Consider the following 13,754-nt stretch of genomic DNA (forward strand, 5'->3'; position numbering starts at 1 on the left):
GAAATGCTAGCGCCGACCGCCGGAACTGGAAGCCCGCACCGGCAAGCCGCTACGCCAGGTACTCGAGCTCTTGCAGCGCGCGCAGATACGCTCGCCGGCCCACTGGCTCTCGAAGACGCCCCGGCAGCGCAGGCACTGGCGGGTCTTGGGATCGTCCTGGCCCAGTTGATCATCCTGCAGGTCGCTTAGCGAGAACTTGGTCATGGCCGCTCCTTCGAGCGTTCGCACAGCTTCGCCAGATCATCGAGCGTTCTGGCGATAAGCGCCTGACGGTGCGGATCCTGAGCCTCCGGCGTGGTGGCGAAAATCTGTAGCAGGTATTGCGCCTTACCGGCCGCTTCCAGCCAGCTTTCCGCAGGTTGGGAAAGCGCCTTTTCGAGCTCTTCCTGGCGGACACGCAGCGCCTCCTGGTCGATCTGGAACTCGTAGAGCCGCTGGCGACGAATCTCGGTCGCCTTCATGGCGGCGAAACCGCGATGGGCGTCCAGGTCAACCGGCTTGTCGGTCATGGCAGCGCGCAACGGTCTTCCTGCCGCTCGAACGGCCGGTCGCATTCCCATTCGTTGCCGGCATAGTCGAGATGAGCGTTCACGGGCACCTCCACGGGAAGGCAGCTGCCCTCAGCCGGACGATACCCCCGTTCGCATTTCCAGCCGGGCCCGTAGTTGGATTCCGTCAGGAAACCATTGCGCGGTACCACGATGGCGACGCAGGCTTCATCGGCTTCCCGGTAACCGCGCTCGCAGTCCCAACGGGTTCCAGAGGCGTTGAGGTAGCCGTTAGCGGGCACCGGAATGGGCAGGCAGCCATCCCTTCTTTCCTGATAGCCGCGCTTGCATTCCCAGCCACGCCCATAGGATGTCTTCGTTGCGAAAGCATTGGCAGGGATCCGGATCGCGACGCAAGCGCCGTTGGATTCACGGAATCCCCGGTTGCATTCCCAGCCGCTACCGTAGCTCTTCGCGGCAGCATTGACCGGCAGGCTTCCCGTCCCCGCGGCCGCCGGTCCGCCAGTGGCCGTAACGGCCAGGAACACCAACAGCAATAAGGCCGGGAGGCCGCAATGGAAGGGGGTTCGGTGCATAAGGGCGGGCCTTTCCAGAGGGTTTGCCTAAAAGGGCAGAAGCTGAACGATGCATCGTTTCGGCTGCTGAACAGCAGGCGCGATGACGCCGCCCCACGAAGTCCCCCTTGGGTCGAAGGCCAAAGGCCGTGCGCCGCCGCCATGCGGTTCGGCGCCAATATCAATTCAAATATATAGTCTTTACATAGAATATTTCAAGATTACTTTGATATTTTCTGTGAAAATTAAATATTATCGGCACCCAAAAGCATCAAGATTAAGATGTTTATTTTGCACTATAGATTGGAATAGATTGTCACCCGAACCAGGGAGCCAAGAATTCACAGCCGCCAATGCTCCGTGGCGATGCCTTGCGGGGGAACACCACCGCCTCGCCTGTTTCGGTTCCCCCTCGCCTATCGGATTGACTTCTTCGGGATAGTGTCTAACTTTCGGGCATACGCGACGCATATGTCGGACGCTGCCTAATACACCGGTACGCCGACTGACTTAGATATCCGATGACATTGTGAGCGTTTCACCGGCCGCCTTTCGCCTATCGCGGAAAGCCGCCCCCACACTCCCGTCAGAGGAAAAAACGACATGCCAACTGGTACCGTGAAATGGTTCAACGCCACCAAGGGTTTCGGATTCATCGAGCCTGAGGACGGCTCCAAAGACGCCTTCGTGCATATCTCGAGCGTTGAGCGCGCAGGCCTCACGTCACTACGCGAGGGCCAGAAGGTTTCCTACGAGTTGCAGCCGGGACAGAACGGCAAGTCTTCCGCCGAGAACCTGTCCGTCATCGACTAGGCATTGACCGCGCCCCCTCTCGTACTGTGGGGCGCGCGCTCAAGCCCAGGCCATAAGACCCGGTCGTTTCGACCGGGTCATACGGCGGCGCATTCGTCGCCGCCACCTCTGTGTGCCCCGCAGCCCGGCCCGGTGCCGGCGACCCCACGGTCGTCCAGCCTTGGCCATTCTGCCCGCGCGGCCGACGGAGGTCATCGCCCGATTCGCGTGAACCGAACAAGGAGTATCGCGATGTGGAAGCCGTCGAGGTCACGGGCCGAGCAGCAATTCGCCGCCGGACAGAAAAGAGATCAGACGCTGATCAAGCAAAAAGAGAAGACCCAGCGCGAGCGCGACGACCGCATGGCGCGGCTGCGCGCACTGCGTCTTGCCAAGGAAGCGACTGAGGCCGCCGCCGCCGGACAGCCGGAGAACGCCCAGAACACCCCGGCCCACAAAGCCACCCCCGTTCTCGAAACCGCCGCCGTCCCCGAGACGATCCCAGACACAGGACCCAAGACGGCCACCGAGGCCAAGCCCGTCGCGGAAGCCGAAGCCGCCAAGCCGCGCCTGCCCCGGGTCCATACTCACAGATCTTAAGAACCCCAAACACCCGGCGCCCTCCCCATTTCTCGTGCTTGCCTGGGTGAACATCCCTGCCTAGGCTTCGCGCATGGCGTTGGGAAAGCTCATACCTCGTTACCGCCTGCGCCCGGGCAAGCCGTCGGATGCGCAGAGCCTCCTCGCTGTCCAAGACCGGGCCGTGCGGAAGCTCGCGCGCGGGGTCTACAGCGACAGTCAAGTGGAAAGCTGGGTCCAGGGCAACAGCCCGGAACGCTACGTCGCCGCCATGCGTGAGGACAGGGAACAATTCCTGGTCGCGGTGGCACGGCTGCGCGGCATCGTCGGCTTCTGCGCCTACAAGGACGAGGAGGTTCGCAGCCTCTACATCGACCCGGACTGGTCGCGCCTGGGCCTGGGCACCGCCCTGCTGCAGCGTGCCGAGGCGGACATTGCAACGGCGGGCCACGCCAAGATCGTCATCGGCGCCAGCCTGGTCGGCTTGCCGTTCTACGAATCACGGGGCTACAGGGTGATCCGGCACCGCCACTGGCGCACCCGCGGCGGGCTGATGATCCCGGCCGCCGACATGGAAAAGCGGCTGTCAGAGGCGTCGTTCCGCGACCCGGCCCCCGACCCTACCCGCGACCCGGCCCGCGAGACCGGTTGACGCCCGCAAGCCGGGTCAGAGCTGCTGAAGCGGCGGCGGCGGACTCTGGCACAGCGTCTCCTCGATCGCGGTCAGGAAGCCTTGCCCCACCGTCGATTCCGGGTCCATCTCGCGCAGGATGCGGCGCAGCACCGTGCTGCCTTCCGGGAAACTCCGCATATGGGCCACGGTCTCCCGCGCCAGGCGCTCGCCCAGCGGCCAGTCGTCCTGATAGACGCCACTGTCCGCCGGAACGCTCCAGTAGTGCCAGCCACCCTCCGCGTCCCGGGTAACGGTGGGGAACCTCAGCCACTCGTCTTCCCACCAGGCCGAGGCCCGGGCCGCCTCGCGCACCGCCTCGTCCTCTTCCCGGCGGTAGGCCTCGAGATCGAAAACATTCTTTTCTGCGGCCATCGGGGGAACTCCCTTCATCTAGGCATCGGGCCGGCTAGACCGAGAAGTACTTGGCCTGTGGGTGGTGCAGGACAATGGCGGAGGTCGACTGCTCCGGATGCAGTTGATGCTCATCGGACATTTCAACGCCGATCTCCCCCGCCTTCAAGAGGCGCAGGAGCTGTTCCTGGTCCTCCAGATTGGGACAGGCGGGATACCCGAAGGAGTAGCGCGAGCCGCGGTAGCCCTGCTGCAGCATGGCATCCAGGTCGCGGGAGTCCTCGTATCCGAAGCCGAGCTCGGCACGAATGCGCTTGTGAACGTACTCCGCCAAGGCCTCAGCCATCTCGACGCCCAGGCCGTGCAGGTAGAGATAGTCCTGGTAGCGATCCTCGGCGAACCACTCGCGCGCCACGTCGGATGCGTGCTGCCCCATCGTGACGATCTGCAGGCCGATGACGTCGCGCTCGCCCGAGGTGACGTCGCGCACGAAGTCGGCGATGCAGAGGCCGCCGGCGCGGGCCTGGCGCGGCAGGGTGAAGCGCCCGACCTCACGGTCATGTTCCGCGGGGTCGAAGAGGATGACGTCGTTGCCCTCCGCATTGGCCGGCCAGTAGCCGTAGACCGCCTGCGGCACCAGGATGTCCTGCTGCTTGCAGACATCCAACATCCTCTTCAGGGTCGGCCGCAGTTCCTTGCGCGCCCAGGCCATGTAGTCCTCCAGGGAACGGCCCTGCTTCCGGAAACCCCACTGGAACTGGTAGAGCATGCGTTCGTTGAGAAAAGGCACCAGAGCGTCGAGCGGCACCCGCGCGAGCACGCGCGGCCCCCAGAACGGCGGCTCTGGAATCATCACCCCGGCGGCCAGCTCGTCGCGCCGCAGGCGGGTTTCCTCCAGGTCGACGGGGCGCTGGTCGGCGCGGTTGGGCTTGCCCAGGGTGCGGTTGTTGTTGCTCGGACGCGCCTGGCGCTTTTCCTGACGTTCGCTGACAAGAGCGCCGAAATCGCCGTTGACCACCTTGTCCATCAGCGAGAGACCGTCAAAGGCGTCGCGGGCGTAAGCCACCTGGCCCGTGGCGTAGGCCGCGGCGCAGTCGGTCTCCACGTAGTTGCGGGTCAGGGCCGCGCCGCCCAGCATCACCGGCACCTTGACCTGATCGCGCGTCATGCGCTCCAGGTTCTCGCGCATCACCACGGTGGACTTCACCAGCAGCCCGGACATGCCCACCGCGTCGGCGCCATGCTCCACCACGGCGGCCAGGATGTTGTCGATGGGCTGCTTGATACCCAGGTTCACCACCTTGTAGCCGTTGTTGGTGAGGATGATGTCGACGAGGTTCTTCCCGATGTCGTGCACGTCGCCCTTCACCGTGGCCAGAACGATGGTGCCCTTCTCCTGGCCTTCCACCTTCTCCATGAAGGGTTCCAGGAAGCGCACCGCGGCCTTCATGGTTTCCGCCGACTGCAGCACGAAGGGCAGCTGCATCTTGCCGGCACCGAAGAGCTCGCCCACCACCTTCATGCCGGCCAGCAGGTGAACGTTGATGACGTCCAGGGGCGAATGCTTTTCGAGCGCCTCGTTCAGGTCGTCCTCGAGGCCCTGGCGGTCGCCGTCGACGATGCGGTCCTTGAGCCGGGTCTCCACGTCCTCGGCCCGGGCGCGCTTCTCGCTGGCCGCCGCGCTGCGCCCCTCGAAGAGGGCCATGAAGGCCTGCAACGGGTCATAGCCTTCCCTGCGGCGATCGAAGATCAGGTCTTCGGCAACCTTGACCTCCTTCTCAGGGATCTTGTGCAGCGGCATGATCTTGCTGACGTGGACGATGGCGCCGGTGAGGCCGCGCTTGATGGCGTGGTCGAGGTAGACCGAGTTCAGCACATGCCGCGCCGCGGCATTCAACCCGAAGGAAATGTTCGAGAGCCCGAGCAGGATCTGGCAGTCCGGCAGCTCGCGGGAAATCGACTCGATCGCCTCCAGGGTCCAGAGACCCAGCTTTCGGTCGTCTTCGTTGCCGGTGCAGATGGTGAAGGTCAGCGGATCGATCATCAGATCGCTGGCCGGCAAGCCGTGCCCCAGGCAGGCGAAGTCGTGCAGCCGCTTGGCGACTTCCAGCTTGCGTTCCGCGCTCTTGGCCATGCCCTCCTCGTCGATGGTCAAGGCAATGACCGCGGAGCCGAAGCGGCGGGCCAGCTCCAGGCGCTGGTGCGCGGCTTCCTCACCGTCCTCGAAATTGATCGAGTTCAGGATCGGCTTACCGCCGTACAGCTTCATCGCCGCTTCCAGCACCGGCAGCTCGGTGGAATCGAAGACCAGCGGCGCACTGACGGAGCCTCTCATCCGGCTCACCACTTCGGTCATCTCCGCCACTTCGTCACGGCCCACGAAGGCCGTGCAGACATCGATGGTGTGGGAGCCTTCCTTGGTCTGGTCGACCGCCATGGCGACGCAGCCGTCCCAGTCACCGGCTTCCTGCAGTTCGCGGAACTTCTTGGAGCCGTTGGCGTTGCAGCGCTCGCCGATGGAAAGGTAGGCGTTCTCCTGCCGCAGGCCGACCTGGCTGTACAGCGAGGCGACGGAGGGCACCCAGAAGGACTGGCGCTGCTTGGGCGCCGGACGCAGCCTGCCTTCCTCTCCGGCGCGGCGGCGCAGCATGGCGTCCAGGGCGGCGATGTGTTCGGTGGTCGTGCCGCAACAGCCGCCGACCAGATTCACTCCATCCTCCTCGATGAAGCGGTCGAGCCAGCCGGCCAGCTCCTGGGGCTGCAGGGGATAGCGGGTCTGGCCGTCGACCAGTTCGGGCAGGCCGGCGTTGGGCTGCACCGATAGGAAGCCCGACCAGTTCTCCGCCAGCCACTCCAGATGCGGGGCCATTTCCTGCGGACCGGTGGCGCAGTTCATGCCCATGACCGGGATGTCGAGCGCCTTGAGCACCGTCGCGGCGGCGGCGATGTCCGCGCCGACAAGCAGAGTACCGGTGGTCTCGACCGTCACCTGCACCATGATCGGCAGATCTGCTTCAACACCTGGGCCGGCGGCCTTGCGGGCCGCCTTGGCGCCGTTCACGGCCGCCTTCACCTGCAAGGGGTCCTGGCATGTCTCGATGAGGATGGCGTCGGCGCCGCCGGCGATGAGGCCTTCGCACTGGGTGGCGAAGGCGCTCTCCAGCGCGTCATAGTCGATATGGCCGAGCGACGGCAACCGCGTGCCCGGCCCGACGGAGCCGACCACGAAGCGGTCGCGCCCGTCGGCGGCAAAGAGCTCCGCCGCTTCGCGGGCGATCTCCGCAGCCCGGCGGTTGATCTCCAAGGCACGCTCGCTGAGGCCGAATTCTCCCAAGGTGATCGGGGAGCCGCCGAAGGTGTTGGTCTCCACCATATCCGCACCGGCCTCGAAGTAGCCGCGGTGGATTTCCCGCACGATATCCGGGCGCGAGAGGTTCAGGACCTCGGTGCAGTTCTCCTGGTTCCAGTAGTCCTCCTCCAAGGAGAGATCCATGGCCTGGACGCGGCTGCCCATGCCGCCGTCGCACAGCAAGACACGGTCGGAAAGATGATCAAGGAAACGACTCACGAAAGGCCTCCGGCCAAGAGCTTTGGCTGCTCGTTGTGGGACTGACCCGAGCGCTTGTCGTTGCGCAGCAGGCGGCAGATCGCCGCCGTCAGGTCGGCCCTGTTCAGGGTGTAGATATGAAAGTCTTCGACGCCGCGCGCCACGAGATAGCGGCAGAGGTCGGCGGCGACCGAGACCGCGACCGGCAAACGTACCGCAGCATCGTCCTCCAAGTCGCTGTAGAGATCTCTCAACCACTGCGGGACCGCGGCCTTGCAGCTTTCGGCCATCTGGCTGGCGCGCTCGAAGTTCACGATGGGCAGGATGCCCGGAATGATCGGTGCGGTAATCCCCGCCGCCCGGGCCCGGTCGAGAAAGCGCAGGTAGTCGTCGGGATCGAAGAAGAACTGGGTAATGGCGCGGCTGGCGCCGGCGTCGATCTTGCGTTTCAGGTTGTCCAGGTCGGCGACGGCGTCGCGGGCCTCCGGGTGCACCTCGGGGTAGGCCGAGACGGAAATGTCGAAATCGGCCACCCGCTTCAGGCCCGCCACCAGGTCGGCGGCATAGGCATAGCCTTCCGGGTGCGGCCGATATCCTTCGCTGCCCTGCGGCGCGTCGCCGCGCAGCGCGACGATGCGGCGGATGCCCGCCGCCCAATACCGCTCGGCGATGGCGTCGATCTGGGTCCGGCTGGCGCCGACGCAGGTCAGGTGCGCCGCCGGCTCCAACTCGGTTTCCTTCTGCACCCAGTCGATCGCCTTGAAAGTGCGCTCCTGGGTCGTGCCCCCGGCGCCGTAGGTCACGGAAACGAAATCGGGCGCCAGGGCGGACAGCTTGGCCGCCGCCTCGTGGAAACGCGCTTCGGCCGCCGGCGTGGCCGGCGGAAAAAATTCGAAGGAAAAGCGGGGCAAAACGGATTCTCCCTTGGGTCCGGCAGTGCCGGATACGGTAGTACGGTTCTCGCGGAAAGCGTCGGCCAAGACCCTGTCTCCCCTTACGCCGCCCGGGAGCGGTCGCGCAGTTGCGGCTGGCGCGCCGTCCAGATGCAGATGGTCAAGGGATCGCCTTTCAAGCGGCGGCAGCCTTCCGGCCTCAGGCCTGCCGACTTCAGCCAGTCGGCCATCTTTTCTTCTTCGAAACCCAGCCAGCGATGCTCGTGTTCGCTGCGCAGGATGTCTAGGCCGTGCGCCTGAAAATCGACGATGAAAAGACGCCCGCCCGGGCGCAGCACCCGCGCGGCCTCCTGAATGGCGGCCGCCGGGCGCTCGGCATAGTGCAGCACCTGATGAATGGTTATGGCGTCGAAGCTGCGCTCTCCCAGAGGTAGATGGTGCATGTCGCCCTTGCGCACCACGCAGTTGCGCAGGCGCGCCCGCTCCAGTTTGGAGCGCGCCAGCAACAGCATGTCGGGGGAAAGGTCGATGCCCACCGCACGCTCCACCTTGTCGGCGAGGATTTCGAGGATGCGGCCGGTCCCAGTCCCTATGTCCAGAAGGTCTGTCACCTTCTCTTCGCCGATGAGCGCGCTGAGCTGCTGTTCGACCTCGTCGTCATGCACATAGAAAGCACGCAACTCGTCCCATTGCTCGGCCACCTTGCGGAAGTAGTCCTCCGCACGCCGGGCCCGCTCGCTCATCAGCGCCTCCAGGCGCGCCAGGTCGCGCAGCACCGTCGGATCGTCTTCCGGCAAAGCATCCACCAAGGTCTGCGCCAGCGCCGCCGAAGCCCCCTCGTGGGTCAGCCGGAAATAGACCCAACTGCCCTCGCGGTTGCGGTCCAGCAAGCCGGCCTCGGTCAGCAGTTTCAGGTGGCGCGACAACCGCGGCTGGCTCTGGCCGAGAATGTGAACCAGGTCCGATACCGTCAGGTCGGCATGGGCGCAGAGCACCAGCAGCCGAAGCCGGGTCGGATCTGCGGCCGCCTTCATGGCGGAGAGAAGGTTGTCCATGGGCGCCCTCCCCGGGTGCCGTCTCCTGGGATCAAGATGCCATAATAAGGATATAAAGATATTGTTATGTCAAGAGGAGAAGCTTGACCGGCAGCCTCTTTGCGTGGGCGGCGGGCCGGCGATTAACCCCAAGGTTGCCCGGAAAACCGCCCCGCCCTGGTATGAGGCGCGGGCGGTGCTTAATTATGATTCGTTAAACCGCACGGCAGTATGATTTGCCATGGTCCAAGCTCTGCATCCGCAGTCGCGACCACGTATCGGCCTCGCCCTCGGCAGTGGGGTGGCGCGCGGCTGGGCGCACCTGGGCGTGATCCGCGCCCTCGGCCGCCATGGCATCGAGCCGGACGTTATCGTCGGCACCTCCATCGGTGCGGTCGTCGGCGGCGTTCATCTGGCCGGCAAGGCCGACGCCTTGGAAGGCTGGGCGCGCTCGCTCACCAAGGTGCGCATGATCTCCTACATGGACTTCCGCGTGCGCAACGGCGGCATGATCGGCGGCCGTCACTTGGTCGATGCGCTGCGCGAGAACCTCGGCAACCTGCGCATCGAAGATCTTGGCATTCCCTTCGCGGCGGTCGCCACCGACCTGGTCACCGGCCACGAGGTCTGGTTGCGTGAAGGCGATCTGATCGATGCCATGCGCACCTCCTTCTCGCTGCCCGGTGTCTTCGAACCGATGCAGCGCGACAATCGCTGGCTGGTCGACGGCGCCCTCGTCAATCCGGTTCCGGTTTCCGTCTGCCGGGCGCTCGGCGCGCAGATGACCATCGCCGTGAACCTCAACGCCGACATCATCGGCAAGGAGCGCCGCGCCGGCGCGCCGGTGCCGACGGTGGCCGGGTTCGACCTTCTGAATGAGCTCCAGCAGGGCGAAGAATCTTCGAAGCCGTCGCGAATCGGGACTCTGGCCCGACGCCTTTTCCGGCGCGAGCCGACGCACCCGAGTATGTTCGGAGTCATGATCTCCTCTCTCGGTATCGTTCAAGACCGCATCTCGCGATCACGCCTCGCGGGCGAGCCGCCCGACGTTCACATCACACCGCGGCTGGGCACCGTCGGACTCTTCGAGTTCGATCGCGCCGACGAGATCATCGCCGAAGGAGAAGCGGCGGTGGAACGAGTCCTGCCCGACCTGCACGACGCCATTTCGATCTTCGGTCAGGACATGCACGTCGGAGACAACTGAACGCTCCTCCGCGGCGTACCGGCGAAGCCCCGCGCTTGTCGCTCATTGACGACACCGCATCTCCATGACTGCGCCGACTGCCAAAAAAGAAAACGGCGACCACCCTTAGGATGGCCGCCGATTTCAATTTTCGCTCTACCGTTTCCGGTAGTCAGAGACAGTGCGAAGCCATCTCTGAATTCTTTATAAGGCCTTGTCCTAAAAACCTTTTTTTGAACAATCCTTAACGGCGGCCTACTTCTTGGCAGCCTTCTTCCTGGTCGCTTTCTTCTTAGCAGCCTTCTTCACAGGACGCTTCTTCGCAGCGGTCTTGCGGACGGCTTTCTTCTTAGCGACTTTCTTCTTAGCGACTTTCTTTTTGGCGGCCTTCTTCGCAGGACGCTTCTTCGCAGCGGTCTTGCGGACGGCCTTCTTCTTAGCGACCTTCTTCTTAGCAGCCTTCTTCGCAGGCCGCTTCTTCGCAGCTTTGCGCACGGTCTTCTTGGCGGTGCGCTTCTTAGCGGTGGTCTTCCGCGCCGTCTTCTTGGCGGCACTCTTCTTCTTCACAGCCGTCTTCTTCTTGGCTGCGCGTTTCTTAGCCGGCGCTTTCTTCTTCGCAGGCTTCTTCTTCGTGGTCGTGGTTGCCAATTGTCTAATCCCCTAACGTAAGAACGAATCCGGTGATGCCACCCTGCGATGCGAATTGTGCACTCTTGACGAAGCACTGACAAGAAAAGAGAGAACATAACGAAGCAATGAGCAAGCGTTTTCTCACCAGTGGTGAGACACCTTCCCAGATGATCTTTAACATCGCGATAAGCGACTCATCCATTCGACGCCGACAGCGCGCCGCCCGATGCTTTACGGGCGGCGAGGAACGAGCAGTCTCGCACCAACTTCACCGGCGCATTGCTTAGCGACTTCTGTCGCGACACGCGGCTTCGCGTTCCGCTTCTAGGACACCTTATTCGGCACCGGCGGCAGGCGCGCCAATGTCCTCACCAAAGCTCTCGAAGACGGTGAAGTATTGTCCGAGAAAGAGACCCGCCGGCCTTCACTTCCCGCCTTCGCGGCAGACGGCAGACCACCCCCCGCCACTCTGCCGAGAACTCCGATTGCGGTCGTGGGGAACACACTTGCAGCGTACGGCCACGGCCTTCCGTTCACTCCCGGGACGGACACCCCCTGCCCTATGAAGCCTTTCGGAAGTTGCGTCCCATGGGCGCCAAGCAGCGGCGCCGTCGGCCCCTCAAAGCCGGCTGGCCGAGAATGCCCGCAATGCCACTTCCTTGACTCTTCCGCCTTCTCGCAGCGGCGGCGTATATCGGGACCGAAGATGCAATCAAGCCCCTAAGTGGCCGTTATTTCAATCGCCTAGCCATGCTTTGCGGCGCGGAGCCTGTCATCTCCTGGAACAAACCCGGGGGCGCGCCGGTCTGTACTCCCAACGGCACGCGGTGCCCGAAGCGGGCACGCCGACGTGCGAGCCGCGCCGGTAGCCTTGGCCGCCTGGGAGAGCAAAGCGGCCGGGCGCCCGGGTCCGCGTGATGGGCCATTCAGAGTGAAAGGGAAAGCGTGTCATCTCGTTACTTCGACCGGCGAACGTTTCTCGCGGGAGCAGGTGTCGGCTGGCTGCTGCCGGCCGCGGCGCGGGCGGAAAGCAATTGGACCCCGGCAATGCCCGGCACCGCCTTCGGCTTCGAGCAGGTCGACGACATGGCGGCCACCCTCGCCGAGACGCCGATGCGCCCGAATGCCAAGCCGCTTCCCGAAGCCATGGCTCAGCTCACTCCGCAGGACTACCACGCCATCCGCTTTCGCCCCGAAGCGAGCCTGTGGCGGGATGAGGACGTCTCATTCGAGGTGCAGTTCTTTCCTCGCGGCTCCTACTTCCACCATGCCGTGACCGTGAACGTCCTCGATGGGGACAGCGTCACGCCGCTGCCCTATTCGCCCGACGTGTTCGATTTTTCCGGCGCCGGCCTGTCGGAGATGCCGCCTCAGGATCTCGGCTTCGCCGGGTTCCGTCTCATGTACCCCTTGAACGGTGAAGAACGACTCGACGAGTTGGCCGTCTTTCTGGGCGCCAGCTACTTCCGCGTGCTGGCCGCCGGACAGCACTACGGCCTCTCCGCACGGGGGCTGGCCATCGACACCGGCCTCGCCAAGAAAGAGGAGTTTCCCTACTTCCGCGAGTTCTGGCTGCGCAAGCCGCAACGCAGCGCGCGCAGTATCGAGATCTTCGCCCTGCTGGACAGCCCGAGCCTGACCGGCGCCTACCACTTCCGCCTCACCCCCGGCAGCGAAACCGTCATGGACGTGCGCTGCCGCCTCTATACCCGCAGTGCGGTTGAGAAACTCGGTCTCGCCCCGCTCACCTCCATGTTCCTGTTCGGCGAGAACACCTCCCGGCCGATCGACGACCTGCGCCCGGAAGTCCACGATTCCGATGGAATGCTTATGGCCAGCGGTCATGGCGAGTGGATCTGGCGTCCCCTGGCCAACCGCGACGCCCTGGAAATTTCGTCCTTTGCCGACGAGAGCCCCCGGGGGTTCGGCCTGATGCAACGCGACCGCGACAGCCGCCACTACCAGGACCTGGATTTCAACTACGAGCGCCGGCCTTGCGCCTGGGTCGAGCCGCAGGGCGCCTGGGGCAAGGGGGTGGCCCAACTGATCGAGATCCCCAGCGATTCCGAGCGCTATGACAACATCGGCCTCTTCTGGGTGCCGGACCGCCCCGTCGAGGCGGGGCAGACCTGGCCTTTCGCCTACCGCCTGCGCTTCGCCAGCAGCTACCCCGACTTCCCCGCCAACGGCCGCGCCCTGGCCACCCGCGAAGCCAGCGGCAGCGACGAAGGCCTGCGCCGCTTCGCCATCGAGTTCGGCGGCGGTCCCCTGAGCGAGCTCACCCCGGACTCGCCCGTACAGTTGGTGGTCAGCACCTCACACGGCAAGATTCTGAAGTCCGAAAGCCGCCGCAGCGCCGCGACCGGAAGCTGGTTCGCCCACTTCGAGTTGGACCCGGAAGGAGAGGACGCGGTGGAACTGCGCGCCTTCCTGAAAGACCGGGACCATGCCCTCACCGAAACCTGGAGTTATCTGTGGAAACGCGGTTGATCGACATTTCTATTGATCGGAGCCTGCCCGGCGGCGGCAGCGGATCCCACCCTGCGGCTTTGAGCGAGCGCTTGGACGCCTATCTGCGGGCCGCCGGGGCCGAGGACGGCGGACGCCGCCGGCGCCTGCTCGCCGCCGCCCTCCAGCTATTGGCCGAGCGGCGCGGCGAAGGGCCACACGCCCGGGCCCGGCCCGGCTGGGCGGAAATCATCGCGGCCGTCGATAGCTGCCTGGCGGCCGAGGCCTGCGGTGCGGGCATCGGCGCGCAGAGCGCCCGCGGCCGGGTGGCGCTGAAGCTGGACCGGGCCACCGGCACCCTCGCCGAGGGCACATGGGCTGCACCGCCACGCCAACGCCGGCATATGCGCGCACAGAGCCTTTCATTGTGGCGGCCGCAGTTGCGGGGCGACGCCGCCTGGCTGTACCGCTATCGGATCAGCCGTTCGATGCAGGGTCTGGCCGCCTGCCTTTGCTGGCTGGCGGTCCTGATCATTCCGTGAAGCCCAAGGCCGAGAC

General features: G+C 64.8%; 14 protein-coding genes. 5 read left to right on the plus strand and 9 right to left on the minus strand.

The window, feature by feature from the left end:
* Positions 1–6 precede the first annotated feature (6 nt).
* Genes AAFN88_RS15900 through AAFN88_RS15910 form a run of 3 tightly spaced genes read right to left on the minus strand, consistent with a single transcriptional unit; the run spans position 7 to position 1,084 of the window.
* The gene (locus tag AAFN88_RS15900) at positions 7–204 is read right to left on the minus strand and encodes a hypothetical protein (RefSeq protein WP_347521378.1); all 198 of its coding nucleotides are present in this window, start codon (positions 202–204) and stop codon (positions 7–9) included.
* Complete coding sequence (locus AAFN88_RS15905) at positions 201–509, minus strand: hypothetical protein (protein ID WP_347521379.1); 309 nt, start codon at positions 507–509, stop codon at positions 201–203. Before AAFN88_RS15905 ends, AAFN88_RS15900 begins: the two co-directional genes overlap by 4 nt.
* Entirely contained in the window at positions 506–1,084 is a 579-nt protein-coding gene (locus tag AAFN88_RS15910) for a hypothetical protein (RefSeq protein WP_347521380.1), read from the minus strand. The genes AAFN88_RS15905 and AAFN88_RS15910 overlap by 4 nt, the downstream gene beginning before the upstream one ends.
* A gap of 582 nt (positions 1,085–1,666) precedes the next feature.
* On the opposite strand from AAFN88_RS15910, the gene AAFN88_RS15915 reads away from it, so the two are divergent.
* A complete protein-coding gene (locus AAFN88_RS15915; RefSeq protein ID WP_347521381.1) occupies positions 1,667–1,876 on the plus strand; it encodes a cold-shock protein in 210 nt (69 codons plus the stop codon).
* A gap of 249 nt (positions 1,877–2,125) precedes the next feature.
* Here the strand turns inward: AAFN88_RS15915 and AAFN88_RS15920 are convergent, their stop codons facing one another.
* A complete protein-coding gene (locus tag AAFN88_RS15920) occupies positions 2,126–2,440 on the minus strand; it encodes a hypothetical protein (RefSeq protein WP_347521382.1) in 315 nt (104 codons plus the stop codon).
* An 88-nt stretch (positions 2,441–2,528) separates the two neighbouring features.
* Here AAFN88_RS15920 and AAFN88_RS15925 point away from each other — a divergent pair, with 88 nt between their 5' ends.
* The gene (locus tag AAFN88_RS15925) at positions 2,529–3,086 is read left to right on the plus strand and encodes a GNAT family N-acetyltransferase (protein WP_347521383.1); all 558 of its coding nucleotides are present in this window, start codon (positions 2,529–2,531) and stop codon (positions 3,084–3,086) included.
* A gap of 15 nt (positions 3,087–3,101) precedes the next feature.
* On the opposite strand, the gene AAFN88_RS15930 is transcribed toward AAFN88_RS15925, so the two are convergent.
* From AAFN88_RS15930 to AAFN88_RS15945, 4 genes are all read right to left on the minus strand, one after another.
* Complete coding sequence (locus AAFN88_RS15930; protein ID WP_347521384.1) at positions 3,102–3,479, minus strand: hypothetical protein; 378 nt, start codon at positions 3,477–3,479, stop codon at positions 3,102–3,104.
* Positions 3,480–3,513: 34 nt separating this feature from the next.
* Positions 3,514–7,026, minus strand: coding sequence for a methionine synthase (gene metH / locus AAFN88_RS15935; protein ID WP_347521385.1), 3,513 nt, complete (start codon positions 7,024–7,026; stop codon positions 3,514–3,516).
* Positions 7,023–7,916 carry a methylenetetrahydrofolate reductase [NAD(P)H] gene (gene metF, locus AAFN88_RS15940; protein ID WP_347521386.1) on the minus strand — a complete coding sequence of 298 codons (894 nt, stop codon included), beginning with the start codon at positions 7,914–7,916 and terminating at the stop codon, positions 7,023–7,025. Before metF ends, metH begins: the two co-directional genes overlap by 4 nt.
* 83 nt (positions 7,917–7,999) lie before the next feature.
* Complete coding sequence (locus AAFN88_RS15945) at positions 8,000–8,953, minus strand: metalloregulator ArsR/SmtB family transcription factor (RefSeq protein ID WP_347521387.1); 954 nt, start codon at positions 8,951–8,953, stop codon at positions 8,000–8,002.
* Positions 8,954–9,173: 220 nt separating this feature from the next.
* Between AAFN88_RS15945 and AAFN88_RS15950 the strand changes: the two genes are divergently transcribed.
* On the plus strand, positions 9,174–10,139 hold the full coding sequence (locus AAFN88_RS15950; protein ID WP_347521388.1) for a patatin-like phospholipase family protein: 966 nt from the start codon (positions 9,174–9,176) through the stop codon (positions 10,137–10,139).
* 234 nt (positions 10,140–10,373) lie between these two features.
* On the opposite strand, the gene AAFN88_RS15955 is transcribed toward AAFN88_RS15950, so the two are convergent.
* A complete protein-coding gene (locus AAFN88_RS15955; protein WP_347521390.1) occupies positions 10,374–10,766 on the minus strand; it encodes a hypothetical protein in 393 nt (130 codons plus the stop codon).
* Positions 10,767–11,693: 927 nt separating this feature from the next.
* On the opposite strand from AAFN88_RS15955, the gene AAFN88_RS15960 reads away from it, so the two are divergent.
* Positions 11,694–13,238 carry a glucan biosynthesis protein G gene (locus AAFN88_RS15960; RefSeq protein WP_347521392.1) on the plus strand — a complete coding sequence of 515 codons (1,545 nt, stop codon included), beginning with the start codon at positions 11,694–11,696 and terminating at the stop codon, positions 13,236–13,238.
* Entirely contained in the window at positions 13,235–13,738 is a 504-nt protein-coding gene (locus tag AAFN88_RS15965; RefSeq protein WP_347521393.1) for a hypothetical protein, read from the plus strand. Before AAFN88_RS15960 ends, AAFN88_RS15965 begins: the two co-directional genes overlap by 4 nt.
* The last annotated feature ends 16 nt before the right edge of the window (positions 13,739–13,754 follow it).

It is taken from the genome of Pelagibius sp. CAU 1746, from assembly GCF_039839785.1.
GTDB lineage: Bacteria > Pseudomonadota > Alphaproteobacteria > Kiloniellales > Kiloniellaceae > Pelagibius.

Bases quoted from the DNA above. Each gene is read 5' to 3' on its own strand.
- AAFN88_RS15900 (WP_347521378.1), bottom strand. From the start codon at position 204: ATGACCAAGTTCTCGCTAAGCGACCTGCAGGATGATCAACTGGGCCAG.
- AAFN88_RS15905 (WP_347521379.1), bottom strand. From the start codon at position 509: ATGACCGACAAGCCGGTTGACCTGGACGCCCATCGCGGTTTCGCCGCC.
- AAFN88_RS15910 (WP_347521380.1), bottom strand. From the start codon at position 1,084: ATGCACCGAACCCCCTTCCATTGCGGCCTCCCGGCCTTATTGCTGTTG.
- AAFN88_RS15915 (WP_347521381.1), top strand. From the start codon at position 1,667: ATGCCAACTGGTACCGTGAAATGGTTCAACGCCACCAAGGGTTTCGGA.
- AAFN88_RS15920 (WP_347521382.1), bottom strand. From the start codon at position 2,440: ATGGACCCGGGGCAGGCGCGGCTTGGCGGCTTCGGCTTCCGCGACGGG.
- AAFN88_RS15925 (WP_347521383.1), top strand. From the start codon at position 2,529: ATGGCGTTGGGAAAGCTCATACCTCGTTACCGCCTGCGCCCGGGCAAG.
- AAFN88_RS15930 (WP_347521384.1), bottom strand. From the start codon at position 3,479: ATGGCCGCAGAAAAGAATGTTTTCGATCTCGAGGCCTACCGCCGGGAA.
- AAFN88_RS15945 (WP_347521387.1), bottom strand. From the start codon at position 8,953: ATGGACAACCTTCTCTCCGCCATGAAGGCGGCCGCAGATCCGACCCGG.
- AAFN88_RS15950 (WP_347521388.1), top strand. From the start codon at position 9,174: ATGGTCCAAGCTCTGCATCCGCAGTCGCGACCACGTATCGGCCTCGCC.